Here is a 25,718-nt window from a genome sequence, read left to right as displayed (position 1 = left end):
GAATGCTGGATGTCGCGCGAAGCGTGAGCGCGCCTCTAACGATATCAATGCGGCTTATGGCTTCAAGGCGAGGAATCGCTCAACGAGACGCGTCCAGTAGGCAGCGCCCACCGTGAGGTTATCGTCGTTGAAATCGTAGGACGCGTTGTGCAGCATCGGCGCTCCTTCCCCGTTGCCCAGGCGCAGGAAGCACCCGGGCTTTTCCTGCAGGTAGTAAGCAAAATCCTCGCTACCCGCGATCGGGCCGAATCCGTCGATCACCCGTTCGTCGCCCACCAGCTCACGCGCTACCTGCAGCGCCAGTTCTGTCTCGGGCGCGCTATTGACCACCACCGGATAGCCCGGCACATAGCCGATCTCGATGCGAGCGCCGTAGGCCTCCGCATGCGCCTGCGCGAGCGCGCGGATACGCGATTCGAGGAGTGCGCGGACCGTTGCGTCGAACGAGCGCACGCTGATCTGCAGCCGCGCCTTTTCCGGAATCACGTTCGCGGCATGTCCGGCATTGAACGCGCCAACGGTGACGACCGCGCTCTGCATCGGGTCGACGCTGCGCGAGACGACTGTCTGTAGCGCGGTGACGAGGCCCGCTCCGATCACGACCGGGTCGACGGCGAGATGCGGCCGTGCCGCGTGACCACCGCGGCCATGAATGATCAGCTCGACCGTATCGCAAGCCGCCATGAACGGGCCGCTGCGAGACATGAACGTGCCGCTGGGGTAGCCGGGATGGTTGTGCAGACCGAAGATCGCGTCGCATGGAAAGCGCTCGAACAGGCCGTCTTCGATCATGCGTTTGGCACCGCTGTCCGCGCCGATTTCCTCGGCGGGCTGAAACACGAGGTGCACTATGCCGTCGAAGCGGCGCGTGCGGGCTAGGTGGCGTGCCGCGCCAAGCAGCATCGTTGTGTGGCCGTCGTGGCCGCATGCATGCATCAGGCCGGGCTCGCAACTGGCGTAGGGCAGGCCGGTTTCCTCGTGGATCGGTAGCGCGTCCATGTCGGCGCGAACTGCCACGGCCCGCGTACTGGCGCCGGCCTTGAGCGTGGCCACCATGCCCGTGCCGCCCAGGCCCCGTGTGACCGCGTAGCCCCAATTTTCGAGGCTCTGCGCGACGAAGTCGGAGGTTTTGAACTCCTGATAGGCGAGTTCCGGATGTCGATGCAAATGATGGCGAATTCCGCTCAATTCGTCGCGGAGATCGTGGGTGTCGTCAAGGGAGCAGAACGGCTGGGGAGCTGCCATGGGCATAGGGTTAAAGGCAAGTCAGGAATGACATCAGTATTTCGCCGCAATAAATGCCGATCAATGACGTTTGATGACCGATAATGTTGACTTTCATATCAACAGAAGATGATATGCCGGGCTCTCCCGAAACGCCGTATAACAGCGCGCTCAGCACCCGCAGCTTGCGCTATCTGCATGAGATCGAGGTGCATGGTGGGGTGCGTGCGGCAGCGGACGCACTTTCGATCAACGGCTCGGTCATCAGCCGGCAGGTGGCGCATCTCGAACGGATGTACGGAGTCGCACTGCTCGAACGGCGCGGCCGACGCGTGGCGCTGACGGAGATCGGTAGAAGCCTTGTCGAGCACTTTCGCGATAGCACACGGCGCGACGGGGAGATGCTGGCGCAGCTCGAGGAATACCGAGGCCTGCGCCGTGGGCGGCTGGAAATCGGCATCGGCGAAGGGTTCGTCGAGAACCTGCTTGCCACGGTGCTCGAACAGTTCAGCGTGCAGTTCCCGGACATCGTGGTGGAGTTACGCAGTGGTGCGACCGCCGAGATTATTGTGATGGTCCGAAATGACGAGGTCGATATGGGCTTGTGCGCGGGTGGCAGCAGTGACCCGGCGATTCGCACCCGCGCGTTTCGCTCGGCGCCGCTCTGTGCGCTCGTCAGTCCGCAGCACGTATTGGCAAGCCAACGGAGGATTCGGGTCGAGCAACTGGCTAGCCATCGGTTGATCTTCATGCCAGCCCGCTTCGGGGTTCAGAATTATCTCGACTCCCTGATCCGGGCGGAGCGGCTGAATCTGACGCCGACGTATCGGTGTGATCTGTTCTCCGCAGCTCAGGCGATCGCGGCCGCGGGTCTCGGCGTCGCTTTCATGTCGACAGATGCGGCGCGGCAGTATCTGGACGCGGGAAAGCTCGTGGCACTGGAAATCGACCATCCGATTGCCCGTGAATTTGGTAGTCAGGTGATACGTCGTGTGGGCCGGCGCTTGTCGCCCGCCGCCGAATTTCTGTGGACTCAGCTGATCAAGGTGATGCAACAACGCTGAATTGATCAGAAGCCGCTGACGCCATGACAAGGCCCCGATCTAATCCTTCTGGGGGAACGCTGAAGCTTGGTCCGCCGTCGTCCTGCCGGGTTTCCTCTTCATTATTTAATTTGACATAATATAAAAAGCCTGAGCTAACTTTTAGCTGGCGCTAAGCCTGTGGAGAGAGGCCTCCACAAGCGTTAGCGGATAGCGCCAGCTTCCGAAAACCCTTGGAAAATTTTTCCAATACCTCAATCCAAACCTTCCGCGTCTCCTCGCTTTTTGCACGCTGCGCAAGCATCGATGCGAGAACCGCGGCGCGTGGCACGCCGAGAATGTCCGCCACCTTTATGCAGGTTTCGTCATCAAAGGTCGATTTGCCGTTCCGGTAAGCGCTAACGGCGGAGCGCGTCACGCCCAACACGGACGCGGCCGCGTAATCGGAGGGCAGTTCAAGCGCCTCCTTTACGGCATCCAGCCATTCAATCGTAGTTTTCATTCAAAACCCCTTGTTTCAACCCTACGTCAAGGGTACGCGAACGCTCGCAGCCAGGCAACGTACACCAATAGAAAACGTTCATGTGTAGTTGACATGTTCAGTGGTGGTGAACTATTCTTCGAACCGTCGCCCGGCACCGGTTCTCAACCCCGCCGGATCGGACTTGCTATCCGATTGCCGGGCGAATCTTTTCTTTCACAGTTCAAGGGGTTGAACAGGGGATTGCAAATGTCGGTTTCTCGGCAACAAACACTTACACCTTCGGCGCTCGCGCGCCAGCTCGTCGGACCGCACCTCCGTGCATGGATGGATCGCATGATCGGCTTAGTCCAGAGGTGGACTTGCGCAGTCGTGTGTCAACGCCTCGGGGTGGCCGCATGATTTCCGCCGCGCACGATTCATATCGGGATGTGTACAGGTGGGAAGTCACACATGCCCGACAGGAGCTCACCACGGTCCGCGAGTTGGAGCGGCGCGAGCGCGTGAACCTGACCCTTGCCGAAGCTTCGTTGATCTGCCGCGCTCGCGACGCGCTGCACCTGTTGAACGGCTTGGGCGGGGAGTGGTGAGCATGAAACCGATCCGCTATGAAGTCCTGTACGAAGGTGGGCCGGTCATGATCCTGGGCGAGGCCGTCGAGATTGAGAACGATCTCGGGCTTACGTTCGGCGTCCACTGTAACGGGTGGCTTCCACGCGATGACGCACAGCGCTGGATCGTCACGCACACGGAGTCGGGCCTGATGATCGGTTGGGGCAGCTCACGCGCCGGCGCGGTTCTCTGCGCATCGGAACGTGTCCGCGACGCTATCGCCGCCGGAAGTCTGAAATCAGCCATTGAACGCGCGATGCGGCACCGCGCCGTGGTTATCGCGAAAGCTGCCGCAGTGGGTCCGGTAAAGGACCGGCCGCCGATCCGCGCTCCATAGCCAGCCCGAATCGTCAACCGTCGATTTCGCTAATCGACGCGCATCGCGGACCAACGTCAAAACGCATTGAATCAAGGGGTTGAACAATGAATATCGACAGGACTACTGATTTAAAGGTGGTTGAAATGAACGCAATCAGGCGCCTTATCCGCGCGAGCAATCAGGAACAAATGGCGCGGCGCCGGGGGCTCATCGCTCGGGTGCGCCGCGTCGAGGCGATGAGCATTCAACTGCGGCTAGAAAGCGTCGGGAAAGACGCTTTTCGGATGGTCAATCAGCTCACTGATGATTCCGGTCATAACGTTGACGCTGAACGTCGGCGAGTCCGCCTCAAGCTCAATGCCCAAAGACTTGAGGGCATCAATCAATCTATCCAGACTTGCCTGATCAGTGACGGGATACCGGAGGAATAAGGGTACAACGCGCGCAATGACTGCCCCAACAGTGAAAAGATTCGCCTCACTGAAAGCTGCAACGTCACTCATAGATGCAGGCGTTTTGGAGTTAAGTTTTTTGGCCATCTTTTTTTCGGATAAAGGAAATGAAAGTGAAGAAAACGTCATTTGATGCCTTTGGCGAAGCTGAAACGGCTATCCGTACATTTCTCATGTTGGTTGTGACGCCTGGCACATGGCCTGGCATTGTGCGCGCGCCCCGTTCTGCATGGCGTTACGCAAAAAATACTGCGCGAAACGGCGCGCATTTTAGCCTGAGGCTCAAATGAGCTATCCAACAAATGGCGAGGCCCGCGAAATCGAGCCGGGCATTTTGGAATGTGGCCCGTTTCAAAACACGCCAGAAGCGCGCGGCGGCTATTTCGCATTCAGTGGCCGCGAGCTTCACTGGTACGAGCAATTGAAGGGCGGTCAATTCGGATTGACGCGTGCAGAAGCGCTGATGGTCGCGCGAGATTGCTGTCGAAGAAGCCGGGCGACGCAAACATGAATAAAGCCACGCCCGCAGCCGCGATTGCGGCGCCGCTCATTTCCTACGCTGGCGGAAAGTTTCGCCTTGCCGCCTGGGTGCTTTCGCATCTGCCACCGCATGAAATCTATGTCGAGCCGTTCGGCGGCGCCGCGAGTGTGCTGCTGAAGAAGCCGCGCAGCAAGGGCGAAATTTATAACGATCTGGACGGAGAAATTGTCAATCTGTTTCGCGTTGTGCGTGATCCCGTGCAGCGGGCGCAGCTCGTCGAAGCGCTCACGTTGACGCCATACGCGCGCGCTGAATTCGACGCGGCATGGAACGCTACAGACGATCCCGTCGAGCGTGCGCGTCGTCTTTGCGTGCGTGCGCAAATGGGTTTTGGTGCAACCGGCTCGGCGCGTCTGTCGAGTAACTTGAGCGGATTTGCGGCGGACATGCGAGCTGATGGGGCGGGCGTGTGGTCGCGATATCCGGGCCGGCTTGCGGCCATTGGTGAGCGTCTTCGCGGCGTCATGATCGAAAACAGGCCCGCGGTCGAACTGATCGCACACCACGACGCGCCCGGCGTGCTTTTCTATATCGACCCGCCGTATCTGCCCGCGAGCCGATCCGGTCTCGCGCGCGGCATGGGCCGCGATTACCGGCACGAAATGACAGCGCTACAGCACGCCGATCTGTTGGCGATGCTCGTGAATCTGCGTGGCATGGCAATTGTCAGTGGCTACGCGTCGCGGTTGTATGACCGTACGCTGACCGGGTGGGCTCGCGTCTCGTGTATGGCGCGGGCACAAGGCCAAAAAGGCGTGGCCATGCGTGAGGAAACGATCTGGATTTCACCGGCCGCTTGCGCTGCGGCCGGCATCGAACCGGGTCACGTTGAGCCGTCGACAGATGAAGCCGAATTGCCGCTCTTTGTGGAAGCGGCTGGGCGGACCTGACGTGAGCACGCTCGCCTACACGCCGACGCCGCGGGAAATGCTTATCGAGGATTTAAGCGAGATCGGTGTAGGCGCTGGCGCGCTGCGCGCGCTGCCCGATCTATCTGTTCCGCCGCGCACTACCGAATCAGACCGCGCAGAAGCCGGCGCAATGCAAGTGCTTCGTCCGTTGCTGCGCGAAATCTCGAAGCGTCGTTTTCTTTACCAGTAGAGGTGCGGTGATGCCGGAATCAAAACACAAGATTTTGCCGCTTTGGGCGATCTGGCTGATCGCGATTGCCGTGGTCGTCGCGTGGTGTGTCGCAAATCCCGACGATGATGCGCGGACGGTGGAAGCGGCCCCAGCGCATCGCGCGAGCAACGTATGAGCATTCGATTCGGCTCGGTCTGCTCTGGTATCGAAGCTGCCTCGGTTGCGTGGCATTCGCTCGGCTGGCGCACGGCCTTTCTCAGCGAGATCGAACCGTTTCCGTGCGCCGTTCTCGCGCATCACTATCCGACTGTGCCAAACCTCGGCGACATGACGAAATTCAGGAGCTGGCCCGATGCAACTATCGATCTTCTCGTCGGCGGAACTCCCTGCCAGTCGTACAGCATCGCCGGACTTCGAAAGGGACTGGCAGATCCGCGTGGCAACCTCATGCTTACCTATCTTGCCATTGCTGCACGATATCGGCCCAGCTGGCTGGTATGGGAAAACGTCCCCGGCGTGCTGTCGGTCGACGGCGGAAGGGCATTTGGAACCCTGCTCGGGGGGCTGGCAGAACTCGGGTATGGGTTTGCCTACCGGGTTCTTGACGCTCAGTACGTCCGAGTGGAATCACACGCTCGCGCCGTCCCTCAACGACGACGGCGTGTGTTCGTTGTCGGATATCTTGGAGACTGGCGACCACCTGCAGCGGTACTTTTTGAGCGCGAAAGCCTGCGCGGGCATCCTCCGCCGTGCAGAAAAGCGGCGCAAGACGTTGCCGGAGCCCTTACACGCTGCGCTTTTAGCGGTGGCGCGGGAGGCCGACCCGAGGGAGCCGCAGTAAATCACTTTGTGCCTGTGGTCCCGGTCGTTGCGCGAGCACTGACGGCGAGCAATCAGCGCATCGATGCCGAATCGGAAACGCTGCTCGTCGCGCATGCACTGCGCGGCGAGGGGTTCGATGCGAGCGAGGACGGCACTGGTCGCGGGACGCCGATCATTCCGATTGCGTTCGATTGCAAGGCGTCGGGAAGCAACGGTTTCGGCGTTGGCGAGATTGCATCAACGCTGCGAAGCATGGGACACGCACATTCGCAGCAGAGCGGCGGCGGCCACCTCGCCGTCCTTCAGCCATACACGTTGGCGGTGCGTGGTCGGGCTGGCGGGCACGAACTCGAATACAGGCAGGACGGTACGGCGAACGCGGTCCTGACGCCGAGCGGTGGCCGGGCGGGTATCGGCGTGGGGGCCGTGGCGCTGTGTGATGTAGCTGTTCGTCGCCTGACGCCTCTCGAATGCGAACGCCTGCAAGGCTTTCCGGACGGCTATACCGCGATCCCATTTAACGGAAAACGGGCGGCCGACGGCCTGCGCTACAAGGCTCTCGGAAACAGCATGGCGATTCCGCCAATGCGGTGGATCGGCGAGCGGATACAGCTCGTCGACGCGATGCACGTTGCCCAGCAATACGGGGTAACAGCATGAGCACTCGCCCCGTAATTCACGGCATTTCCGATTGGTGGTGCGACCCAATGCCAGAAGACATGGCCCGCCGCGTTCTCGGATCGGCGCATTTTGACTGGACCGTTGGTCAAGGCGCGCCGTCCTGTGCCGCTCGTGCTGCTGGGGCATGGCAAGCCAATCTGCAGGAATATTTTGGCGCTTACAAGGCGGCAGAGCGCGTCGCGGTGCGAGGGGCAGCACCAGCCGACGAAGATAACTCGCAGGCCTACTGCGAAGGCTGGAACGCGTATGGCGACGGCTCCGTCAATCACTACCCGTTCGGGTCCCGTGAATTCTGCGAGTTTGGGCAGGGCCTCGCCGATGCCAAAGATGAGGCAGCTGACCGCTATGAGGCGGCGGTTGCCGTCTCTACGCCTCTCCGTCGCAGCAGAGGCGGCAGCGTCATCGGCGCAGATGTAGACCGACGGGCGGGCGGGGCGAATCAGGCTGATTGAGAGTAACGATAAAGGGGAAATAAATGAAAACATTAAATGATGCTGTTGACGCTGCGATGGCGGAAATGTCGAACATTTTCCCGCCGCTTCGTCGTTCGGATTGCGAGCGATTGATTCTCGCGGCGATTGCTGCCAACCGGGATACTCGATCACTCATGGGCAGTGGCTCGGGGATGAAAGAATCCACACTTATCGAGCGGTTACGCGATGCAAACATCGCGCTGACGCCGTCCGATCGACATTCGCTGATTCGCATGATTGAGCGGATGCTGTCCGCGACTGCGTCCAACTTGCACGCGGTCGTCGTTCCGCGCGCTGCCGCGCCCGTTGCGGATGCGCAGAACAATTGGCTGCGGCTTGACAAATGCGCCCAGGTTGGAGGGCATCGTTTTGGAGTGGGCGTCAGATGGTCCGATGTGATCGGCGCAGCGCAACGCCATTTCGAGTATATGACCGACCCTGTAGAGCATTCCGCGCGAATCAGGCGGGCTGAGTTAATGGCCGCTTTCGTACAGGGAAGAGGACCGGACACCATATTGCAGCCCGTCGCTAAAGCGATACCGCGCGAAGTTTGGGAGACGCTTCAACGCGTGCGCGCTGGTGTGCCGGCCGCAGTGTTGCGTTGTTGCATTCCAGATGCCGATTTGGGCGACGAAATCGACGCGCTGCTCGCCACCTATTCAATTGGCGTAGAGCCCGGACAGAACGACAAAGCGTAGGCCAGCAATGAACAGCGGATTGCATCAACCGACAGCGGGCTACAGGGTGCCATGAGCTACCGTCGCATGTGCCCTGACGAACAGTGGGCAAAGGAGCGATTGCAGGGGTTGCCGCCGCGTTGGCGCGTGCGCATCGAGCGTCAATGGCGCGAGCGGCATGCCGCTCGCAACATTGACGCGCGCCGCGTCGCGAATCTGTTCCTGCTGAACATCACGGAAAACCTTAAGGCTATCCGCCTTCCGTTGAAAGCACGTGATGAGCATATCTGTGCGTGCGCGGAAGATCGCGCCGCGGAATGCCTGGTGCTCGCATCGGTCTACAGGGAAATCAAACAGCGGCGTGCTGCATTAGAACGTGTCGTGCGCCGGTTTCATTGCGAACCGCCGGAACCGGAGCGGGTATCGATACGAACAGGCGAAATCATCGGCATGCGCGATGAGCCGGCAATTCTTCGGATGACGGATGCGAAATGGTGGCGTAGCCAATTGCGCAAGATGCACGCACAGTTCGTGGAGGCGGCAGCTATTCAGCTTGATTACGTGAATGCGCAAGGCGACATCTATGTATCGAACGAGTCATTCGCGCGGCGCGGCCAGCAAAAAAAGCGCAATCGCCGGATGCTCGAAAACACGATCGCGACGAACGAAGATGGCGATAGTTTTCCTCTGTCCGAGCTTCACGACAAATCGGTCTCATGTCCGCAGATCAAGCGCGGTGAACTGATGACGCGAATTAAAGGCTTCGAGGATATCGCGCGTGAAAACGGTCACGTTGGTTTATTTCTCACGATCACGTGTCCGTCGCGAATGCACCGCTTTACCAAGGGCAAGAAAGTTCGCCTTTCGAAGGGGCGACTTGTGCAGACCAGAAATCAGGTCCGCTCGAATCCGCGATACGACGACACGCTGCCGCGCGAGGCGCAACGCTATCTTTCCGCGATGTTCGCCCGGTTGCGCTCGTTCCTGAAGCGTCACGGCGTGCAGTGGTACGGGTTCCGCATTGCTGAACCGAATCACGACGGCACGCCGCATTGGCATCTGCTCGTGTTCTTTCCGCCGCATCTTTTTCGTCGTCGTCGCGGCGTGCGCGAGCCGGGGCAGCGTGGCCGCGTTAAGGACGTGTTCGCGGTCGACGAGCGTTGTGCATTACTGCCGCGATTGTGTGCATGGGTGCGCCGATATGCGCTGATGGATTCGCCGGATGAGCGCGGCGCGAAACATCATCGCGTTGACTTCAAGCCGATCGATTGGGAGCGCGGCACGGCGGCCGGCTACATCGCGAAGTACGTCGCGAAAAACATTGACGGTCACGGCATCGAATCCGATCTGGCTGGCAATCCGGGGCTGGAAACGGCATTGCGTGTTGAGGCGTGGGCGTCGACGTGGCGCATTCGTCAGTTTCAACAGGTAGGCGGTCCACCTGTCACAACGTGGCGCGAAGCGCGACGCCTCGACAAGGTTCCAGAAGGCGCACCAAAGGTGCTCGACGAAATGTATGCAGCCGTCAACCGGATTCAGCGCGGCGACGACGAGACGGATGTGTCGCCGGCATCGTGGGCAGATTATGTGCGCGCGAATGGCGGTATCCATTGCAGCCGCGATGATCGGCCGGTCCGTGTTTATCGCGAATTCGATTCGCGAATCGGCCGCTATGGTGAACCCGTTGGAGATGTGGTGAAGGGGCTCGAAGCGCGTGAAATCCGCATGGAGCGCGACGGCATTGTCGAACTTCCAAAGTTTCGCAGCATGGTTGTTTTTACGTCCCGTCATACGTGGACGATCGAGCGTCGCAAGCCGACCGACCTCGCGCTCGACCTCGCGCGCCACTCCGGTGCGCAACGTCTGAATCTGCGGGTGGGTTTGGCGCGCCTCGCGCGCCCTTGGACCCGTGTCAATAACTGTACGCACATGCCGCCATCGGCGGCCGGCGCGGGCCATGAGCAAGCCCTAGATCCCGACATAACGGACTGGCTCGCGGACTACGATCGCGCCGATCTAGCGGCGCGAACCGCCGAAAGGCAGCACAAACCAAGGAAATCACATGAACGACATGTCGATTAAGTGCCCGGCGTGCGATGACGCGCTGGAGGCACGTCATTCAGAGCGAATGTCCGACACGCTGCGGCGCCTGTATTTCTGGTGTCCGTCGTGCGGCTTTCGCGCGCCGGCAACGCTTGAAGTGTTGCATTCGCTTTCTCCGCCGGCGCCGTACTACATGCGTGACGATCTGGCGTTACTGCCGGCACGGCCGCTCGGCGGATCGGTCAACGCGCGCACGGCAAAGCAGGCGGGAGGCTGACATGCGGTGGACGATGCCTTGTCCGTGCTGCGGCGCGCGCGGTATCGCGCGGGCAATGCTGCAGACGTCCGATTTGTGCTGGACGGTGGATTTTCAGTGTGATCGCGTGACGTGCGGCCACACATACCGCACCGAATTAACGATGCTGCCGGCCGCGCCGGTTCAGCGGGTCGAGCGACGCGACACGCTGTCGCTTTTTGACGATCTGCCGCCGGGTGGCGGCGCACTATTGGGGGAATGAGGGGAATGACGACTGAAATCGAGGGGCGCGCGCTGAGCGGCGCGGCGTGGTGGGTATGCATCGGACTGGCGGCGGCCGCCACCGGCACCGCGCTTGCGTTGTCGGTGATCAGTGGCTGGCAGCGCGGCGGAACAGCCGCAGAGCGTGGAATCTGGATTGCGCTCGGCGCGGTGCTGGTGGTCAGTGCTCACCTGTTGCCGGCGCTGGTGCGCGCGGCGAGTCGACCAGTGCGCGCCGTTGCGTTTGTGCTGTGGATTGCATGTCTCGCGAGTGCCGGTTACGGGCATGCCGGCTTCTTCCTGCTCGCGCAGCAGCATGCCGGCGAGTTACGCGCGCAGTCGACGGCCGTCGATTCGCCGGCCGCAGCTCGCACATTGCCGGTCGTGATGGCGGATCGCGTCGCGGTTATTCGTCAGTTGGGCGGCGCACAGTCACAGCGCTGCGCGCGGGCATGTCCGGCGATCGAGGCGCGGCGTGCGACGCTGGCGGCCCAGCTCGAGGAGCTCGACGCGGAAGCCGACGAGCTGCGGCGCGCGCGGGGCGCGGTGGACGCGGCCGCAGCTCGTCGTGATGCGCTGAGCGCCGACCCCGTCACGTCTCGACTGTCCGAGCTTTTTGGCGTGCCGCTCGCGCGCGTCGACCTGTTGATCGGTCTCACGCTTGCCGCCGTGCTGGAAGGGGTGGCGTGTCTGTCGTGGACGATCGCACTACGACCGGCATCGCGACCAGTCGCGACGCCGGTCGTAACGCGAGTCGCGACTGGTCGCGCGCAAGCGGCCGACAGTAGCGAACCGGATAGGGCGAAGCCAGTCGCCGGTCGCGCCGCATCTCTCGGGCTCGCCGCGTCTCGATCAGTCGTGAGCCCCGTCGACGACGCGGCGCGACTCGCGCGCGACGTCAAAGCCGGTAGCGTGCGAGCGACCGTGGCCGATATCCGGCGGCATTTGCGCTGCTCGCAGGCGCGCGCGATCGCGCTGCGCCGCGAAGTCGTTGGGTTGGTCGCGGCGTAGGTGCGGGGGAGTCGCGATATGAAGCGAAGACAGGTCCGGAAAGCAGCTCGGCGCGTTCGATACGAGCGGCGCGATGATGCCGCGCTGCTGGATGACGGATTCGAAGCGTTCAGCTGTGCGCCGCGTGACGTTCAGCGCGATCTGTTGTGGCTTGCGTCGGTGATGGCGCAGGAAATATCGGAACTGACGCTGCAGCAACTGGAGCCGGCGACCCTCGCCGGATAAACGATAGCGCGGAGGGTATGTTTTCACTCAAGCGAAAATGTGAATGTCATGTACAAATGGCTCGACATATCCCAGCGCTACGACATCGAATTTCCAACCCACGTCCCACTCAGCAGAAAGGAGTTCGCGCACTGCACCAACCTGTCCTGATGGCACCCGAACAGATAGGTGCATGATTTCGACAGCCTCAACGATCGCTGCGCGTACATCGGCTCGGGCAGAGAGAAGCCACCGAAGATGGCTTACGGTCGGTCCCGATTGTGGCTGCTCCAATTGAGTGTTTCCCACGTTCCCCTCCACGGTTCATGCGTGCGCGGCATTGTCGAGCGCTTCGCGCGCCGCGCGCTCTAGCACGTGTTCCGACCATTGATTGACGCTCTCGTCGGCCATCGCGGCCGCGATCGCGATGCGCGCATGGGTCGCCGGATCGATGCGCAACATGAATTTTCCCGATGCCGGCTTTTGCGGCTCGCGGCCCGCGCGAGCGCAATCATCAAGATAGTGATCAACGGCCGCATGAAAGTCGCGCGTCAACTCGTCGACCGTCTCGCCGTGAAAGCTGATTCGATCGTCGACGCCCAGCACGTGGCCGACGAAAATACTGTCGCGCCCGTCGAATTCAACGCGGGCGAAATACCCCTTATAGGTCATGGCGTTAGTCATGGCTCTTAATCCTCATTTCGATAAACCACTCGCGCAGCTCTTCAACCTGATACCGCTTTGCTTCCTTGCCCGGATGCGGGCGGTGAAGGTAGCGGCGTTTCCCATTCAACTCGAAGGCGATGCGCGACCCGGCGCCTTCGTGAATGCTGCCGCCCAGGGCGACGACAAGAGACTCGATATCCGCGAACACGATTCCGCCGAGGGTCGGCCTCGTGAAAATCGCGCTCAACGTGCGGGCGTGTTTCGTTTTCATTTCTTTATGATATCACAAAGCGATATCATTTTGCAATCAAAAAATGATATCAGATCGTGTTTTGGGGTGAGCCGTTAGGACGCGTTTAGCGGCCCTTTGAGCGGTCGGCGGAACGGTAGGATCAGCGGATCGGGCGGAGCGCGCGGGCCGCGTGGCGGGCCGTGTGCGCGGCCGGAGGGGCATTTCAAGCCGGTCGGTCAGCCGGCGACGAAATTTGCCCGGCCAACGAAATCGAAGTCACCCCCGCCGCGCCTTCGATTAAAAAATGGGGCGTTCTAGACGCAGATTCGAACGGCCCGGCACGCCCGGCCGGCTGGGGCGGGCGCCGGCTTTCGCGCGCAAAACCTAGACGCAGCTTGACGCAGCCAGGGGCGTCCTAGACGCAGGGGCGAAAACTGGCGAATTTCGGCTGCTATGACGCCGCGGCGGTCTTCACCTCGGGCGGGACAACATACTCGCCGAACTGGACGATCTTTTCGCCGGCCCAATCGTTGATCTGCTCAAACTGCTGTTGAAGCGGCACGATTTCATTACGACCGAAAACGCGGGCGGCCGTGTCCGCCGCGCCAAAGCCGCCGGTGTTGCTCGGCACGATTCCGAGAAGCTGCGGGGGTACGCGGTGCGCCGCGAGACTGTCGTCCCGCGTGACATTCTTGATGTTGAAAAACTCGTCGCGCGCGGCGACTTCGGAAATCGGGATCAGTTCGAGGGCGCCTTTCTCGCCGCGGCCGTCGCGGCCGGTCGAGTGAATGAACAGATTCCTGAAGTTGCCGAGATTCTTCGATTCGCGTAACTGCTGGCGGATCGCGTCGACGTCGACGGGGTCGACAGAAGGGTCGTTCAGATAGAGGATGAAACCGGCGTGCGAACCGTTTGCATAGTAGCGGCGGCGAAACAGGGTCGCGGATTCGTTCAGCCAGGCAGATTGCAGGGATGCAATGTATTCGGGCATGCCGTACACCTCCTGATTGACGTCCGCTTCCATTAACTGGAAAACGGAATCCGGCGCGAACTCGTGTACGGTCTGCCAGCCGTCGATCTGCACGAAGGTTCGAAAGTCAGTTTTGCGGCGCGTGTCCTTGGCGAGCGTCGGTCGATAGTTGACGGCGCCGCCGAACGCGTTCGTTTCCCGTTCAAGGTAGCAGTCGCCGAAAGTGAGGAAGTCGAGCGCGAGACGCCGGAACGCGTCACGCGAAAATTTTTTGTGCTCGATGAACGTCGACGCCAGTACGTTGCGCTTGAAATACAGCGCGGACGCATGGTGCGTGCCGGCGCGAAGCGATTTCGCGAGCCCGACGCGACTAATCGGGGGCTCGAAATAGTCATTGACCGTCCAAAGCTCGCGATAGTTGAAAATGTCGGCGCCTTCGAGCGCGGTGACGGCGTCGCCAAACGTAAAGGACGTGAGCGACGATAGCGGCTCGCGCATAACAATCTCGCTGGCGTCGCTGATGGTGGTGAGGGAATTGGACATTAGAAAAACTCCACTGTGCTGCGGGCGCGCTGTGCGCCTTCGAGCGGTTCATTGTCGAGCGCATGCAGACACGCCCACGCAAGATCGGCGTGGCCCGTTTCTTCGCTGCGCGGGGCGGTATAGGTGAGTCGCGTGCCGCTCGCCGTTAGCGACCGGCGAATCGACATGAACGACTGAACGAGATCCGTCATACCGGCGTCGAATTCGAAGCGGCCTTTTCCGATCACGGACAGGCCTTTTAGGATCAGGCGCGTTTTGACTTCCGGTGAGTATTGGAGCGCGCGCGTGCGCGGGAAAAACTGTCGCACGAGCTGATAAACACCGTGCCCAATGCCGGTCGCGTCGATCGTTATGTCCGTCACGTTGTAACGCTGCGTGATCGCGCGGATACTTTCGGCTTGCGCTTCGAAATCCATGCCGTGCCAGCGGTAGCGCTCCAACACGCGGAATTTGCCGCCTGGCTTTGATGGTGGCGCAATGACAACGCAGCCGGCGGCGTCGCCGGTTAGTGCCGGATCGTAACCGATCCACACCGGGCGCAGTCCATAGGGGCGCGCTTCCAGTGGCTTGACGTCGTCCCACTCGACCCATGAGTCGACCATGCACGCTTTCATTGCGTCGAACGGGAAAACTGAAGTCGTGTCGTCGACGAAATCGCACATGTACAGATTAGCGAAGTCGGCGGGGCTGTTGTGCTGACGCAGCTCGTCGACGTCGAGCTTGTCGAAGCCGGCGGCTACAGCATCCTCAACAGTCACCATGTGGCGCCACTGACCGTCAGGGCAGATGAGGCCACGCGCGAGTGACGTATGTGAGAGGTCGATTTCGACGCGGTCTTTTTCGGCGCGGCCTTTGTTGTAATGCGCGCCGGTCCAGAAGGGATAGGCCTCGTGCGTTGTGGTCGACGGCGTTGAAAAGTGCGTCATTCGCAGATGCTTGTGCGTCGCCATGCCTTGAGCGACTTTATTCAGCGTTGCGAAATTGTTTACCCAGAAATACTCGTCGAAATACAGGTCGCCGTTGTAGCTCTGCGCCGTGCGCGAGCTCGTGCCCAGGAAAATAAGCGAGGCCCCGTTCGGAAGGATGATCGGATCGCCGGTCATTTCAACCTCGGCCGCCTCCCATGCGAATTTCTGGATATACGCGCGAAACACGTGTGCCTGTGCGCGACTCGCTGACAGAAAAATCTGGTTGTAGCCGGTCTCCAATGCACGCGCGAGCGCTTCGTGAGCGAAATAGAACGTGGCGCCGATCTGCCGCGATTTCAGGATGTTCCGGCGCCGCATGGCGCGGTTCGCATACCACACATGTTGATGACCGATCAGCGAATCGCGGACGGCAGAAATCAGCTTTTGCGACTGTTCTTCGGATATCGCATTGCGTCGTGATCTGCGACCCGTCGCGCGCGTCGCGTCGCGGCCAGTCGTTTCGGCTGCGCTTTCGCTATTGGCGCGCGCAGCGCGAGCGCGCATGCGGTGGACGCGTTCAACCTCGCGGCCTAGCAGGTCGATTTCCTTGAAGTCCTTGCCGTCCTTGTTCTCTTTCGCGATCAGCACGCGCATGCGTTGTTCGAGCGCGTCGTCGAGCCGTGTGGCCGTGTCCGCTTCGCCCCAGCGTTCGCGCTGTTTCCACGTCTCGACGGTAGAACGCTTTTCCCCGATATAGCTTGCGATAGCTGTGATTTTCCAGCCGGCCCAGAAGAGGTCACGTGCGACACGGCGCACGGCGAGATTGACGATATGGGGGGCTGTTGCGTCGTTGGTGGCGGGGAAGTCGGCAAAGGGGTTAAAGGTGCTCATGCGTCGAGCGTATCGCGCGCGCAAGCGCGAGCGATCGTCGTGCGACTGTACACAGCCGTCCAAGGAGGCCCGCACATTGAAGCCCTGTCGACGCTCGCGCACGATGCGAAAGGTAACGCATCCGGCGATCTGGCAAGGTCGCCGGACGCAACGAACAGGACAGGGAGAAGCACAATGCCGTTAGTGTTTAAACGGGTCGCGACGGAAGGAACGACGACAGACGGCCGCGAAATTTCGCGCGCACAAATTCAGGAAATGGCCGAATCGTACGATCCGGCGAAGTTCGGCGCGCGGGTGTTTTGCGAGCATATTCGGGGTATGGCACCGGACAGCCCTTTTCGCGCCTATGGTGACGTGCGCGCCGTGAAGGCGGAGACGGTGGATGGGGGCAAGCTGGCGCTCTATGCACAAATCGACCCGACCGACGATCTCAAAGCGATGACCAGGGGCCGTCAGAAAATTTATTCGAGCGTGGAAATCGACCCGAACTTCGCTGGAACGGGAAAGGCATATATGGTCGGCCTTGGCGTAACCGACAGTCCGGCGAGCCTCGGAACGGAGGTGCTCACGTTCGCGCAACAACATCCGGACTACTTCCGTACGCGAAAGCAGAAGCCGGAAAATCTGTTTTCGGCCGGTGCGGAAATCGATACCGATTTCGGCACGCCTGATGCGCCGGCAGAAAAAGACGGCATCACACGACTGATCGAATTTTTCTCCAGGAATATCAGTGGCGGCGGCCGACAGGATTCGCCGCAAGCGAGCCCGACACCGCCGGCCGGCAGCGGCGGCACCGCGCCGGCGCCGGTGGCAATGGACGCGGCGACCGCGCAGATGTTTGCGTCGACGCTTACCGCGCTGAACGATGAAAACAAGTCGTTGCGCGCCGAAGTGGCGGGAGTCAGCCAGAAGTTTTCCGACCTGACAAACCGGCTCGAAAACACGCAGTTCAGTCAGACGCGACCGCTCTCGACTGGCGGGTCGGGCGGCGAGCTCACGGACTGCTGAGCGACCGGACGCCACGCAACCGCACAACGCGGAACACGAATAGTAGAAAGGATCAATCAGATGAGACCAGAAACCCGCGCCGCGATCGCCGCATATTCGAGCCGTATCGCGCAACTGAACGGCGTGCCGAGTGCACACGAGAAATTTAATGTGGCACCCAGCGTGCAGCAGACGATGGAACGCCGCATTCAGGAGTCGACCGCGTTTCTCGGCAGAATCAACGTGATTGGTGTCACGGCTCAGCAGGGCGAAAAGCTCGGGCTGCTCGTGGGATCGACCATTGCGAGCACGACCGATACCACGAAGAAGGAACGCGAACCGTTCGACCCGTCGGATATGGACCCGAATGCGTATATGTGTACGCAAACGAACTTCGACACGTCCATGACTTACGCGAAGCTCGATGCGTGGGCACATATGCAGAATTTCCAGGGGATGGTTCGTCAGTCGCTGCTCGTTCAGACTGGGCTCGACCGCATTCGCATCGGCCTGAACGGTACGTCGCGCGCGGCGACTTCGGATCGGTCGGAAAACCCGAATCTCGAAGACGTGAATATTGGCTGGCTGCAGAAGTACCGCGACCAGGCGAAAAGTCAGGTTATGAGCGATCGCATCGTAATCGGCGCCGGCGGCGACTACAAAAACCCTGATGCGCTCGTGCATGAAGCGGTGAATTCGCTGATCGCGCCGTGGCACGCCGACAACCCTGAACTCGTGGTCCTGTGCGGGCGGGAAACAATGCTCGACCGGTATTTCGTCGTGCTCAATGACGACAACCGGCCGGTCGACCAGCTCGCGGCGGCGATGATCGTCAGTCAGCAGCGCATGGGCGGTATCGGTGCGTTGCGGGTCCCGTTCATGCCGCGCGGCAAGCTCTTTATCACGCCGACGAAAAACCTGTCGGTCTACTGGCAGATCGGCGCGCGTCGCTCGACCATCATCGACAACCCGAAGCGGGACCGCTACGAGTTCTTCAATTCGAGTAACGATGCGTACGTGGTCGAGGATTACGAAGCGGGTTGTCTGATCGATAACATCGAATTCGCGGGCGCGGCGGACGCGGCGGCGCAGTGAGGCCCGACATGCGAGACACACCGATATCGCGGCATCTGAAGAAAATTGCCGCCACGCCCGTCGACGCCGGCCAACCCGTGGGGGCTGCGACACGTATGCAGGCGCGCGCACAGGATCTGATGCGCGCGAAGCTGGCGACCGATCAGCAGCGTCTGAAGGCAACAAAATCGATCGCACGGAAGATCGAAATCAAGCGCGAAGTGCTGCCGGACTATGCCGCGTATGTGGCGGAGGTGCTTGCACAGGACGCGGGTACTCAGGACGATGTGCTGCTGACGCTGATGGTATGGCTTATCGACGTCGGAAGCATCGACGCCGCGCTTGCTATCGCGCAATACGCGATCCGACATGGTCTCGCGATGCCCGCCCCGTTCGAGCGCTCGCTGGCTGAGGTGATCGCCGAAAGCATCGCGGAGACGCCCGACGTACCCGCCGGGCTGCTGGCGCGCGCAATCGAACTGACCGACGGTCACGATATGGTCGACCAGGTGCGGGCGAAGCTGTACAAGGCGTACGGGCTCGCGATCGCGGCGGACAGTCCGGCGACCGCGGCCGACGCGCTGCGGCGCGCGCTGGCGCTCAACGACAAGATCGGTGTGAAACGCGATATTGCCCGAATCGAAGCCTCGATTTCTGTGTCTGGCAAGTCCGGTAAGGACGCCGACACGTAACTGTGTCCCCCGCGACAGGGCGGCACGCGCACCACGCGCCGGCATTGCGCCCGGCCTGTTGGTGCGCGTCCACCGCCCACTTTATCTGGACGTACTGTGAGCGGATTTGTCTCTACTGCCCCAATATCGCCGGCTACCGCGCCAGCGCCCGACGAGCCGCCGGTTGAGCCCGTTATTGGCGGCGATGGCTGGTTTCCTGAAATCGATCTGCGCGCCGCGCGTGCGGTGCTTCGTCTCGATGGCACCGTGACGGACGCGCGGCTTCGTGATGCGCTGCTGGAGGGGGTGTTGCATACGGTCGGTGTGCTGACAGACTGGCGCGAAAAACAGGAAGCGCAGGGCGCGGCCGATCTGGCCGCCACGCGTGCGACGACGATTGGCGAGGAGAACGTTCAGGTTGCCCGTTATCGGCGCGCTGTGTACGGCTGGGCGCTCGCGCTGCTGATCGAGCGTTATCGCGGCTATGACACGTCGAAGGATGGCGAGCGGCGCGTCGACGCGATTGCGATTTCGCCGGATGCGGCGCGACGCGACGCCTATTGGGCTGTCAGCGACATCATGCGCCGGCCGCGGCTGACTGTGGAGTTGATCTGAATGAAGGTGCGGGCGCTGCAGGGCGAAACGGTCGATGCAATGTGCTGGCGAATTTATGGCCGCACGGACGGCGTCGTTGAAGCGGTGCTGGAAGCGAATCCGGGGCTCGCGCAGCAGGGAATTTTTTTGCCGGCCGGATTAGAAGTGAGCATGCCGGACCCGACAGGCGTTACGGGCACGGCTCAACTCGTGCAGCTATTCGATTGAGGTTGATATGCGCAACGGTCCGGAATTCTGGAGAGTGCTGATGATTGATGTTGTATTGCGCGCGGGTATTGCCGCGCTCGCGGGATGGGTGGCTGTGGGCGGCTTCCTGATGCCGTATTCGGCAATCGAAATCATGATTTATCTCGACAACGTGGTTGGCGTACTGATTGCCGCCGCGATGATAACGCTCGCCGCGGTACTGGCTATCGATGTGCTGATGAACTTCGTTCCGCAGCCCTTTAGATGGGCGTGGCTCGACAGATATCGACACTATGTGTACGTCGCGGCGGCCGCCTGTTACGTGGTTCCGCCGTTCGTGCTGGCGCGGATCACAGGCGATTCGCTCGGCCTCTGTGCGCCGTGGCTCGGCGTGGCTGTGGCCATCCTGCTCATGGCTTTTATCGATCAGCACGAAAAGCGGCACCGGGAGGGGAAGTGCGAAATCTGAGGCGCTATCTGTGGACGTGGCTCTGGATTGCATTGGTGTGGCCGATTAGCGCGTGGGCGCTTGGCTCCGCGCTGGCTGACGAAGTGTCGAGCCTGTCGCTGTCGGCGGCGCTGATCTGCGCCTTTCTGGCGCTGATTGGCGGGCTCGCCAGCACGCTGCAAAAACTTGCTGACGGCACGCACCAAGGTCGCTCTGTGTGGCTCGAAGTCTTGCGTGACATGGTGACGTCGCTGGTTGCCGGCATCGTTACATTTCTGGCGCTCGAATATTTCAAGTCGGATGCGATTCTTGAGGCGGGGGCAATCCTGATCGCGGGATATGGTGGCTCGCGTGTGCTGAGTCGCTATCTCGATCGCTTCATGCAGGCTGTTGACCGCAATGCGGATGTGCCGAAGTAGGGCGGCAAACGTAGGTCAACCAATATCGATGGGAAAGGGAAATGACGACACCGGACAGGTATATCGAAACGCTGATTCCGCGTGAAGGCGGATACGTCAACCACAGTGCAGACCGCGGTGGCGAGACGATCTGGGGAATTACAGTCGCGACCGCGCGCGCGTACGGGTATGGCGGCGCAATGTCGCAAATGCCCCGCAGCGTAGCGGTCGACATTTACCGGCAGCGTTACTGGTTTCAGCCGCGTTTCGACCAGGTCGACGCGATCGACCCGGAGCTCGCGGAAAAGCTGTTCGATATCGGGGTGAACATGGGGCCGGCGACCGGCGTGCGGTTTGTACAGCGTGCCCTGAACGTGCTGAATCAGCAGGGGCGAAGTTACCCCGACATTTCGGTCGATGGCGGTATCGGACCGATGACGCTCGCGGCGCTGAAGGCGTTTTATGTGCAGCGCGGCACTGACGGAAAGCGCGTGCTGTTCAACATGGTCGCCGCGCAGCAGTCGGTGCGATATATCGAAATCGCGGAAAAGGACGCGACACAGGAGGCGTTCGTGTACGGCTGGCAGTTGAACCGGGCTTTCGGGGTCGCGCAATGACGCTGAGGATTGGCGTCATTCTGGCGGCTGTCATCGCGCTGTTCGGTGGTGTCTACTATGTGCGCGGCCTGCAGGCAGACGTGCAAACCGCGCAACAGGCTGAACGCGACGCCAAACAGTCTCGCGATGAAGCAAAACAGCAGGTCGCCAATCGTGATCAGGTGATTGAAGATCTGAAGCGCAGTGCAGCGGAACGCGACGCGCAGCAAAAGCAGCTCGAAGCATCGCGATCAAAAGTCGAAAGCGAACTCGCGCGCCTGCATGATGATTACCGGAGAATTCTGAATGAATCGCCAGAAGCTCGCGAATGGGCTGATACTCGCTTGCCTGCTGATATTGCCCGCCTGCAAACAGGCGCCGCTATTACCGGCGCCTGTGGTTTCTATCAACGAATGTCAGACGGTGACGCGTTGCAAACTTCCTGCAACGGCACCGACGACGAATGGCGACCTGAACAGCGCATTGACAACCGTTAAGGGAGCTTGGGCGAAGTGCGCAGCGGTGGTTGACATGATATTCGACTGCCAGCAAAAGCGATCGGCGCAGTCGGCTTCAAATTCGGCGGCTGCACCGTGAAAAAAATCGACTCGCTTCGCGCGGCTATCACGGCCGCCTATCCGCGACTTGCGGATAATCCGGACAGTCTGATGGTATTCATCGATCACGGATCGGTGACGGGCACGGCGACCCAATCTGCGTCGTTTCAATGGACGTATGTCGCCTGGTTGGTGTTGACGGATTTCGCCGGCGACAACGACATGCTTATGAGCGCTATTCTTGAATGGGCAAAGTCCCATCAGCCCGATCTACTGGAGAATCGCGACAATGCGTCGACGGGGATTACGTTCGAAGCGGACATTCTGAATAACGCGTGCGTCGATCTGTCGATTCGCGTGCGGCTGGTAGAGCGTGCCGTTGAGGTCAGAAACGCAGACGGCACGCGCTCATTCAAAAGAGTCGACGACAGTTTGCCGGGCAATATCAATCAGGACTCGGCCGGATGGTTGCCGCCGCGCGACGCCGTAACCGGTACGAAGCCGATCGACGATACTGACCCATGAGTGACGATCTGACGGCACCGCTAGAAGCGTGGGCGGGCGAACTGCTGTCGAGGCTCGATTCGTCAAAGCGTCGCGCGCTGCTGCTCAAAATCGCGCGCGCGGTGCGCGAGCGTCAAAGCAAGCGGATCGGCGCGCAGAAAAACCCGGACGATTCAGCATACGAGCCGCGCAAGCGTAATCGCACACGCAAGAGGCCCGGTGCGCGCGCGAGCGTTGGCCGTATCAAACGACAGGCAATGTTCGCCAAACTGCGTACTGCGAAATGGCTTAAAGTCGAAGTGACGGCCGAGGGTCTTGCCGTTGGCTTCGAAGGCCGGGTGGCACGGATCGCTGCGGTTCATCAGGAGGGCCAGCTTGCGCCCGTCGATCCGCACGGTCCGACCTATCGATATCCCCGCCGCGCGTTGCTCGGTTTCACTGACGACGACTACAGACTTATCCGCGATATGCTCATTGAGCATATGGAGCCGTAATTTCCGCGCGCCGCTTCGCCGGCGCGAATATCCCCGATTCTGTACCCAGTCCGAGTCCCGGCGCGATTCGTAGCCCGGCGTGCGCGCGCGCGGCACGATGAGCGTATTCATTACATACGCACGGGATCACGGTGGACAGGGCCAACGAAGCGCAGCGCAGGGCACGAAACGCGAACCAGACGGGGCGCGTGATCGACGTCGACGTCTCCGATCCGTCCGCGCCGCGGTGTCGTGTTGCAATTGGCGACCCGACTGTCGACGATCAGGGGCAGGAATCGGACTGGATTCCGTTCGAGGTGGCGCGCGCCGGCGGCATGCGTTCGTGGAGCGCGCCGAGTAAAGGTGAACAGGTGCGCATCGCATGCCCGAACGGCGATCTGTCGCAGGGAACTGTGACAGGTGCACTGTATTCTGAAGAAAACCCCGCACCGTCTGTGCGTGAAGACGAGCACTTGTTCGACTTCGGAGACGGTGCGCGCATCTCATACGACGAAGAAGCTCACAAGCTAACGGTGGCGTTGCCTGAGGGTGGCGTTATCGCAATGGCCGCGCCGGCTAAGGTCGAAATCACCACAACGACCGCCATGGTGCAGGCGGCAGAATCCATCACGCTTGATGCGCCGCAGACGATCTGCAGGGGCGCACTGATGGTCAATGGGCCGCTCTCCTTCCTGTCTGGTGCATCGGGCGAGAGTGGCCCGGACGGCGGGCCGGTCCTGAAGATGAACGGCAGTGCCGTCTATACGGGCACGGTGACGGCGGCCAACTTCGAGACGCCCAGCGGCGTCAGCCTCGTCGATCACCCACACGACGCGCAGGGCGAGTTTGCGCGCACAAGCAAGCCAATTCCGACCGGGAGCGATTCATGATCGGCATGAACGCGAGCACCGGCCGCACGATCAGCGGGGCGGCACACCTTTCGCAATCGGTCGGGATCATCCTGTCGACGCCGAAGTCGATACGCGTCAAGCGTCGCCCGTTCGGTTCGGACTTGCCCAGTCTCGTCGACGCTATCGGCAACCGCGAAAACCTTGCGCGCATCTATGCGGCCGTTGCAACCGCGCTGATGACGTGGGAACCGCGCCTCGTGCTGGAGTCCGTCACGTTCGATAGTGCGGCGATGACATCCGGCGAATTCAGCGACGGCCGTCTACGCGTGATTATCAAGGGTTACGAAGTCACGAACGGCACGCGCGTGCCGGTGCGCGCGGCCGTGGCGATTGAGGGCAGTCAATGAGCACGGCGCCGATCGATCTTTCGCGTCTGCCGGCCCCCGATATTGTCGAACAGATCGACTTTGAGGCGGCGCTCGCGGAGCGTAAGGCTGGGTTGATCGCGCTCATGCCCGAAGACCGGCAGGCGGAAGTGGCCGCGACGCTGGAACTCGAATCGGAGCCCCTTGCAATTTCGCTGCAGGAAAGCGTTTATCGCGAGATTTACCTGATTCAGAAAATCAACGATAAGGCGCGCGGCATCCTGCTGGCATTCGCAAGGGGAACGACGCTGGAACATCTGGCCGCGTTCTTCGACGTCGAGCGGCTGGAAATCACCGCCGCTGATCCCGAAACCGGCGCAGCCGCGGTGATGGAAGAGGACGACGATCTTCGATATCGAACGCAGCTCGCGCCGCAGGGGTTCTCGGTCGCGGGTCCGGAGCTGGCTTATCTGTCGCATGCGCGAGGCGCGCACGGTGACGTGCTCGACGCTTCGTCGATCTCGCCGGAGCCCGGCGACGTGGTCGTGACCGTCCTGTCACGGAAGGGCGACGGCACGCCCGATCAGAGCGTGCTTGACGCAGTGTCTGAGGCACTGAATGACGAAGACGTTCGGCCGATCACGGACAACGTGATAGTGCAGGGCGCGGAAATCGTACGGTATGGCGTCATCGCACGGATAAGACCGTTTTCAGGACCGGATTCGAGTGTTGCCCTGCAGAACGGGCTCGACCGTCTCGCCACCTATCTTGCAACGTGTCATCGCCTGGGACGCACGGTCGCAAGGTCGGGTATCGATGCGGCGTTGCATGTCGAGGGCATCGAGCGTGTCACGCTGATATCGCCGGCGGACGACATAACGACGGCGAAAGTGCAAGCCCCCTGGTGCGATCCAGCTGACGTGGATGTAGCGATAGAGGATCCCAATGACGACTAGCGTGTTACCGCCGAACGCCACGCCACTGATGCGCGCGATTGCTGCAGTCAATGCGCGCCTGGGCGAATTGCCGGTTCCGCTCGACAGTCTGAAAGACCCCGATGCGATCCCGCTCAATCTGCTGCCGTGGCTCGCGTGGGAACTCGGCGTGCTCACGTGGAGCAACGATTGGCCGGAACGGATCAGGCGTGCTCGCGTTAAAGCCGCAATCCCGATCGCGATGCGGGCGGGAACGGTTGGGGCGGTGCGCCGCGCCGTGCAGAGTTTCGGCGGCAATATCGCCTTGCGCGAGTGGTTCCAGATGGACCCGCCGGGCAAGCCGCACACGTTTGAACTCACATTGACCGTTGCAGCACAGGACGGCAATCCGCCTACGGCTGCCTATATCGAAGACATTCTGCGCGAGGTTGATCGCGCAAAAGCTTTGCGCTCTCACTACACCTTCACGCAAGGGATATCGGCATCGGCAACAGTCGGCATGGTTGCGGGCGCGCAGGCGGTGCTCTACAGGCGAATCGCCATAACTGACGACCTGTCAAACGTGCTGCCGCGCTACTCGGACGGCTCGCCGGCTTCCGATCTCGCGCGTGATGCACAGAACAACGGGGAGGCAGATACGGTGGCCGCGCTCGACGCTCTCAACG

General features: G+C 61.1%; 35 protein-coding genes and 1 pseudogene. 30 read left to right on the top strand and 6 right to left on the bottom strand.

The features are described 5' to 3' along the window. Positions 1-54: 54 nt before the first annotated feature. A complete protein-coding gene (locus tag HHL14_RS13330; RefSeq protein ID WP_169498074.1) occupies positions 55-1,245 on the bottom strand; it encodes a M20 aminoacylase family protein in 1,191 nt (396 codons plus the stop codon). A gap of 113 nt (positions 1,246-1,358) precedes the next feature. On the opposite strand from HHL14_RS13330, the gene HHL14_RS13325 reads away from it, so the two are divergent. Beyond that, positions 1,359-2,288: a LysR family transcriptional regulator gene (locus HHL14_RS13325; RefSeq protein ID WP_169498073.1), complete on the top strand. Its 930-nt coding sequence runs from the start codon at positions 1,359-1,361 to the stop codon at positions 2,286-2,288. A gap of 151 nt (positions 2,289-2,439) precedes the next feature. On the opposite strand, the gene HHL14_RS13320 is transcribed toward HHL14_RS13325, so the two are convergent. Next, the gene (locus HHL14_RS13320; protein ID WP_169498072.1) at positions 2,440-2,769 is read right to left on the bottom strand and encodes a helix-turn-helix domain-containing protein; all 330 of its coding nucleotides are present in this window, start codon (positions 2,767-2,769) and stop codon (positions 2,440-2,442) included. A 571-nt stretch (positions 2,770-3,340) separates the two neighbouring features. Between HHL14_RS13320 and HHL14_RS13315 the strand changes: the two genes are divergently transcribed. The 14 genes from HHL14_RS13315 to HHL14_RS13250 all read left to right on the top strand — a co-directional run bounded on the left by HHL14_RS13315 (position 3,341) and on the right by HHL14_RS13250 (position 12,204). After that, positions 3,341-3,697, top strand: a complete 357-nt coding sequence (locus HHL14_RS13315) for a hypothetical protein (RefSeq protein ID WP_169498071.1) — start codon at positions 3,341-3,343, stop codon at positions 3,695-3,697. Between the two features lie 86 nt (positions 3,698-3,783). Beyond that, positions 3,784-4,110, top strand: coding sequence for a hypothetical protein (locus HHL14_RS13310; RefSeq protein ID WP_169498070.1), 327 nt, complete (start codon positions 3,784-3,786; stop codon positions 4,108-4,110). 128 nt (positions 4,111-4,238) lie between these two features. Continuing rightward, positions 4,239-4,421, top strand: a complete 183-nt coding sequence (locus tag HHL14_RS13305; protein ID WP_169498069.1) for a hypothetical protein — start codon at positions 4,239-4,241, stop codon at positions 4,419-4,421. Then, positions 4,418-4,642 carry a hypothetical protein gene (locus HHL14_RS13300; RefSeq protein WP_169498068.1) on the top strand — a complete coding sequence of 75 codons (225 nt, stop codon included), beginning with the start codon at positions 4,418-4,420 and terminating at the stop codon, positions 4,640-4,642. Before HHL14_RS13305 ends, HHL14_RS13300 begins: the two co-directional genes overlap by 4 nt. Continuing rightward, positions 4,639-5,562, top strand: a complete 924-nt coding sequence (locus HHL14_RS13295) for a DNA adenine methylase (protein ID WP_169498067.1) — start codon at positions 4,639-4,641, stop codon at positions 5,560-5,562. Before HHL14_RS13300 ends, HHL14_RS13295 begins: the two co-directional genes overlap by 4 nt. A gap of 1 nt (position 5,563) precedes the next feature. Further along, positions 5,564-5,773 (top strand): hypothetical protein, encoded by a 210-nt coding sequence (locus HHL14_RS13290; protein ID WP_169497935.1) that lies wholly within the window; start codon positions 5,564-5,566, stop codon positions 5,771-5,773. A gap of 153 nt (positions 5,774-5,926) precedes the next feature. After that, positions 5,927-7,237 (top strand): DNA cytosine methyltransferase, encoded by a 1,311-nt coding sequence (locus tag HHL14_RS13285; RefSeq protein ID WP_169498066.1) that lies wholly within the window; start codon positions 5,927-5,929, stop codon positions 7,235-7,237. Next, entirely contained in the window at positions 7,234-7,710 is a 477-nt protein-coding gene (locus HHL14_RS13280; RefSeq protein WP_169498065.1) for a hypothetical protein, read from the top strand. The genes HHL14_RS13285 and HHL14_RS13280 overlap by 4 nt, the downstream gene beginning before the upstream one ends. A 23-nt stretch (positions 7,711-7,733) precedes the next feature. Continuing rightward, positions 7,734-8,429 carry a hypothetical protein gene (locus tag HHL14_RS13275; protein ID WP_169498064.1) on the top strand — a complete coding sequence of 232 codons (696 nt, stop codon included), beginning with the start codon at positions 7,734-7,736 and terminating at the stop codon, positions 8,427-8,429. Positions 8,430-8,480: 51 nt separating this feature from the next. After that, positions 8,481-10,490: a replication endonuclease gene (locus HHL14_RS13270; RefSeq protein WP_169498063.1), complete on the top strand. Its 2,010-nt coding sequence runs from the start codon at positions 8,481-8,483 to the stop codon at positions 10,488-10,490. Then, positions 10,471-10,728: an ogr/Delta-like zinc finger family protein gene (locus tag HHL14_RS13265; protein WP_169498062.1), complete on the top strand. Its 258-nt coding sequence runs from the start codon at positions 10,471-10,473 to the stop codon at positions 10,726-10,728. The genes HHL14_RS13270 and HHL14_RS13265 overlap by 20 nt, the downstream gene beginning before the upstream one ends. A gap of 1 nt (position 10,729) precedes the next feature. Continuing rightward, positions 10,730-10,969, top strand: a complete 240-nt coding sequence (locus HHL14_RS13260; RefSeq protein ID WP_169498061.1) for an ogr/Delta-like zinc finger family protein — start codon at positions 10,730-10,732, stop codon at positions 10,967-10,969. Positions 10,970-10,974: 5 nt separating this feature from the next. Then, positions 10,975-11,979 carry a hypothetical protein gene (locus tag HHL14_RS13255; RefSeq protein ID WP_169498060.1) on the top strand — a complete coding sequence of 335 codons (1,005 nt, stop codon included), beginning with the start codon at positions 10,975-10,977 and terminating at the stop codon, positions 11,977-11,979. Positions 11,980-11,997: 18 nt separating this feature from the next. Continuing rightward, positions 11,998-12,204: a hypothetical protein gene (locus HHL14_RS13250; protein WP_169498059.1), complete on the top strand. Its 207-nt coding sequence runs from the start codon at positions 11,998-12,000 to the stop codon at positions 12,202-12,204. Positions 12,205-12,507: 303 nt separating this feature from the next. Here the strand turns inward: HHL14_RS13250 and HHL14_RS13245 are convergent, their stop codons facing one another. The 4 genes from HHL14_RS13245 to HHL14_RS13230 all read right to left on the bottom strand — a co-directional run bounded on the left by HHL14_RS13245 (position 12,508) and on the right by HHL14_RS13230 (position 16,393). Next, positions 12,508-12,867: a type II toxin-antitoxin system HicB family antitoxin gene (locus HHL14_RS13245; RefSeq protein ID WP_169498058.1), complete on the bottom strand. Its 360-nt coding sequence runs from the start codon at positions 12,865-12,867 to the stop codon at positions 12,508-12,510. After that, the gene (locus HHL14_RS13240; protein WP_169498057.1) at positions 12,860-13,120 is read right to left on the bottom strand and encodes a type II toxin-antitoxin system HicA family toxin; all 261 of its coding nucleotides are present in this window, start codon (positions 13,118-13,120) and stop codon (positions 12,860-12,862) included. The genes HHL14_RS13245 and HHL14_RS13240 overlap by 8 nt, the downstream gene beginning before the upstream one ends. Positions 13,121-13,532: 412 nt before the next feature. Continuing rightward, on the bottom strand, positions 13,533-14,549 hold the full coding sequence (locus HHL14_RS13235) for a phage portal protein (RefSeq protein WP_230413039.1): 1,017 nt from the start codon (positions 14,547-14,549) through the stop codon (positions 13,533-13,535). A 44-nt stretch (positions 14,550-14,593) separates the two neighbouring features. Beyond that, entirely contained in the window at positions 14,594-16,393 is a 1,800-nt protein-coding gene (locus tag HHL14_RS13230; protein ID WP_169498055.1) for a terminase large subunit domain-containing protein, read from the bottom strand. 174 nt (positions 16,394-16,567) lie between these two features. Here HHL14_RS13230 and HHL14_RS13225 point away from each other — a divergent pair, with 174 nt between their 5' ends. The 15 genes and pseudogenes from HHL14_RS13225 to HHL14_RS13155 all read left to right on the top strand — a co-directional run. Beyond that, positions 16,568-17,401 carry a GPO family capsid scaffolding protein gene (locus HHL14_RS13225; RefSeq protein ID WP_169498054.1) on the top strand — a complete coding sequence of 278 codons (834 nt, stop codon included), beginning with the start codon at positions 16,568-16,570 and terminating at the stop codon, positions 17,399-17,401. Between the two features lie 60 nt (positions 17,402-17,461). Beyond that, complete coding sequence (locus tag HHL14_RS13220; RefSeq protein ID WP_169498053.1) at positions 17,462-18,475, top strand: phage major capsid protein, P2 family; 1,014 nt, start codon at positions 17,462-17,464, stop codon at positions 18,473-18,475. A gap of 8 nt (positions 18,476-18,483) precedes the next feature. Continuing rightward, a complete protein-coding gene (gene gpM / locus HHL14_RS13215; RefSeq protein WP_169498052.1) occupies positions 18,484-19,146 on the top strand; it encodes a phage terminase small subunit in 663 nt (220 codons plus the stop codon). A gap of 96 nt (positions 19,147-19,242) precedes the next feature. Further along, positions 19,243-19,740 carry a head completion/stabilization protein gene (locus HHL14_RS13210; RefSeq protein ID WP_169498051.1) on the top strand — a complete coding sequence of 166 codons (498 nt, stop codon included), beginning with the start codon at positions 19,243-19,245 and terminating at the stop codon, positions 19,738-19,740. Continuing rightward, the gene (locus tag HHL14_RS13205) at positions 19,741-19,947 is read left to right on the top strand and encodes a tail protein X (protein WP_169498050.1); all 207 of its coding nucleotides are present in this window, start codon (positions 19,741-19,743) and stop codon (positions 19,945-19,947) included. A gap of 40 nt (positions 19,948-19,987) precedes the next feature. Beyond that, entirely contained in the window at positions 19,988-20,395 is a 408-nt protein-coding gene (locus tag HHL14_RS33200) for a hypothetical protein (RefSeq protein ID WP_169498049.1), read from the top strand. Positions 20,396-20,478: 83 nt separating this feature from the next. Then, positions 20,479-20,793, top strand: a complete 315-nt coding sequence (locus tag HHL14_RS33195; protein WP_329601655.1) for a phage holin family protein — start codon at positions 20,479-20,481, stop codon at positions 20,791-20,793. 41 nt (positions 20,794-20,834) lie between these two features. Continuing rightward, the gene (locus tag HHL14_RS13190) at positions 20,835-21,389 is read left to right on the top strand and encodes a glycoside hydrolase family 108 protein (RefSeq protein ID WP_169498047.1); all 555 of its coding nucleotides are present in this window, start codon (positions 20,835-20,837) and stop codon (positions 21,387-21,389) included. 285 nt (positions 21,390-21,674) lie between these two features. Beyond that, positions 21,675-21,965 (top strand): Rz1-like lysis system protein LysC, encoded by a 291-nt coding sequence (gene lysC, locus HHL14_RS33190; protein WP_230413021.1) that lies wholly within the window; start codon positions 21,675-21,677, stop codon positions 21,963-21,965. Further along, positions 21,962-22,450, top strand: a complete 489-nt coding sequence (locus tag HHL14_RS13180; protein WP_169498045.1) for a phage tail protein — start codon at positions 21,962-21,964, stop codon at positions 22,448-22,450. The genes lysC and HHL14_RS13180 overlap by 4 nt, the downstream gene beginning before the upstream one ends. Continuing rightward, positions 22,447-22,923: a phage virion morphogenesis protein gene (locus tag HHL14_RS13175; protein WP_169498044.1), complete on the top strand. Its 477-nt coding sequence runs from the start codon at positions 22,447-22,449 to the stop codon at positions 22,921-22,923. Before HHL14_RS13180 ends, HHL14_RS13175 begins: the two co-directional genes overlap by 4 nt. Before the next feature lie 131 nt (positions 22,924-23,054). Continuing rightward, a complete protein-coding gene (locus HHL14_RS13170) occupies positions 23,055-23,792 on the top strand; it encodes a phage baseplate assembly protein V (RefSeq protein ID WP_329601654.1) in 738 nt (245 codons plus the stop codon). Beyond that, positions 23,789-24,160, top strand: coding sequence for a GPW/gp25 family protein (locus HHL14_RS13165; RefSeq protein WP_169498043.1), 372 nt, complete (start codon positions 23,789-23,791; stop codon positions 24,158-24,160). The genes HHL14_RS13170 and HHL14_RS13165 overlap by 4 nt, the downstream gene beginning before the upstream one ends. Then, positions 24,157-25,074, top strand: a complete 918-nt coding sequence (locus tag HHL14_RS13160) for a baseplate J/gp47 family protein (RefSeq protein ID WP_169498042.1) — start codon at positions 24,157-24,159, stop codon at positions 25,072-25,074. Before HHL14_RS13165 ends, HHL14_RS13160 begins: the two co-directional genes overlap by 4 nt. Next, a pseudogene (locus HHL14_RS13155) lies at positions 25,064-25,603 on the top strand (phage tail protein I); the annotation flags it as partial. The gene HHL14_RS13160 and the pseudogene HHL14_RS13155, both read left to right, overlap by 11 nt. Positions 25,604-25,718: the final 115 nt, after the last annotated feature.

The organism is Paraburkholderia antibiotica (assembly GCF_012927125.1).
GTDB classification, from domain to species: Bacteria; Pseudomonadota; Gammaproteobacteria; order Burkholderiales; family Burkholderiaceae; genus Paraburkholderia; species Paraburkholderia antibiotica.
The sequence above is the reverse complement of the archived record's forward strand: the minus strand, read 5'-3'. Positions and strand labels throughout refer to the sequence as shown.

Coding starts and splice junctions, on each gene's coding strand:
- HHL14_RS13230 (WP_169498055.1), bottom strand. CDS start 16,393: ATGAGCACCTTTAACCCCTTTGCCGACTTCCCCGCCACCAACGACGCA.
- HHL14_RS13190 (WP_169498047.1), top strand. CDS start 20,835: ATGACGACACCGGACAGGTATATCGAAACGCTGATTCCGCGTGAAGGC.
- HHL14_RS13325 (WP_169498073.1), top strand. CDS start 1,359: ATGCCGGGCTCTCCCGAAACGCCGTATAACAGCGCGCTCAGCACCCGC.
- HHL14_RS13160 (WP_169498042.1), top strand. CDS start 24,157: ATGAGCACGGCGCCGATCGATCTTTCGCGTCTGCCGGCCCCCGATATT.
- HHL14_RS13260 (WP_169498061.1), top strand. CDS start 10,730: ATGCGGTGGACGATGCCTTGTCCGTGCTGCGGCGCGCGCGGTATCGCG.
- HHL14_RS13250 (WP_169498059.1), top strand. CDS start 11,998: ATGAAGCGAAGACAGGTCCGGAAAGCAGCTCGGCGCGTTCGATACGAG.
- HHL14_RS13320 (WP_169498072.1), bottom strand. CDS start 2,769: ATGAAAACTACGATTGAATGGCTGGATGCCGTAAAGGAGGCGCTTGAA.
- HHL14_RS13225 (WP_169498054.1), top strand. CDS start 16,568: ATGCCGTTAGTGTTTAAACGGGTCGCGACGGAAGGAACGACGACAGAC.
- lysC (WP_230413021.1), top strand. CDS start 21,675: ATGAATCGCCAGAAGCTCGCGAATGGGCTGATACTCGCTTGCCTGCTG.
- HHL14_RS13240 (WP_169498057.1), bottom strand. CDS start 13,120: ATGAAAACGAAACACGCCCGCACGTTGAGCGCGATTTTCACGAGGCCG.
- HHL14_RS13295 (WP_169498067.1), top strand. CDS start 4,639: ATGAATAAAGCCACGCCCGCAGCCGCGATTGCGGCGCCGCTCATTTCC.
- HHL14_RS13255 (WP_169498060.1), top strand. CDS start 10,975: ATGACGACTGAAATCGAGGGGCGCGCGCTGAGCGGCGCGGCGTGGTGG.
- HHL14_RS13275 (WP_169498064.1), top strand. CDS start 7,734: ATGAAAACATTAAATGATGCTGTTGACGCTGCGATGGCGGAAATGTCG.
- HHL14_RS13205 (WP_169498050.1), top strand. CDS start 19,741: ATGAAGGTGCGGGCGCTGCAGGGCGAAACGGTCGATGCAATGTGCTGG.
- HHL14_RS13175 (WP_169498044.1), top strand. CDS start 22,447: ATGAGTGACGATCTGACGGCACCGCTAGAAGCGTGGGCGGGCGAACTG.
- HHL14_RS13285 (WP_169498066.1), top strand. CDS start 5,927: ATGAGCATTCGATTCGGCTCGGTCTGCTCTGGTATCGAAGCTGCCTCG.
- HHL14_RS13235 (WP_230413039.1), bottom strand. CDS start 14,549: ATGCGCGAGCCGCTATCGTCGCTCACGTCCTTTACGTTTGGCGACGCC.
- HHL14_RS13265 (WP_169498062.1), top strand. CDS start 10,471: ATGAACGACATGTCGATTAAGTGCCCGGCGTGCGATGACGCGCTGGAG.
- HHL14_RS13220 (WP_169498053.1), top strand. CDS start 17,462: ATGAGACCAGAAACCCGCGCCGCGATCGCCGCATATTCGAGCCGTATC.
- HHL14_RS13300 (WP_169498068.1), top strand. CDS start 4,418: ATGAGCTATCCAACAAATGGCGAGGCCCGCGAAATCGAGCCGGGCATT.
- HHL14_RS13280 (WP_169498065.1), top strand. CDS start 7,234: ATGAGCACTCGCCCCGTAATTCACGGCATTTCCGATTGGTGGTGCGAC.
- HHL14_RS13330 (WP_169498074.1), bottom strand. CDS start 1,245: ATGGCAGCTCCCCAGCCGTTCTGCTCCCTTGACGACACCCACGATCTC.
- gpM (WP_169498052.1), top strand. CDS start 18,484: ATGCGAGACACACCGATATCGCGGCATCTGAAGAAAATTGCCGCCACG.
- HHL14_RS13165 (WP_169498043.1), top strand. CDS start 23,789: ATGATCGGCATGAACGCGAGCACCGGCCGCACGATCAGCGGGGCGGCA.
- HHL14_RS33200 (WP_169498049.1), top strand. CDS start 19,988: ATGATTGATGTTGTATTGCGCGCGGGTATTGCCGCGCTCGCGGGATGG.
- HHL14_RS13315 (WP_169498071.1), top strand. CDS start 3,341: ATGAAACCGATCCGCTATGAAGTCCTGTACGAAGGTGGGCCGGTCATG.
- HHL14_RS13245 (WP_169498058.1), bottom strand. CDS start 12,867: ATGACTAACGCCATGACCTATAAGGGGTATTTCGCCCGCGTTGAATTC.
- HHL14_RS13305 (WP_169498069.1), top strand. CDS start 4,239: ATGAAAGTGAAGAAAACGTCATTTGATGCCTTTGGCGAAGCTGAAACG.
- HHL14_RS13310 (WP_169498070.1), top strand. CDS start 3,784: ATGAATATCGACAGGACTACTGATTTAAAGGTGGTTGAAATGAACGCA.
- HHL14_RS13270 (WP_169498063.1), top strand. CDS start 8,481: ATGAGCTACCGTCGCATGTGCCCTGACGAACAGTGGGCAAAGGAGCGA.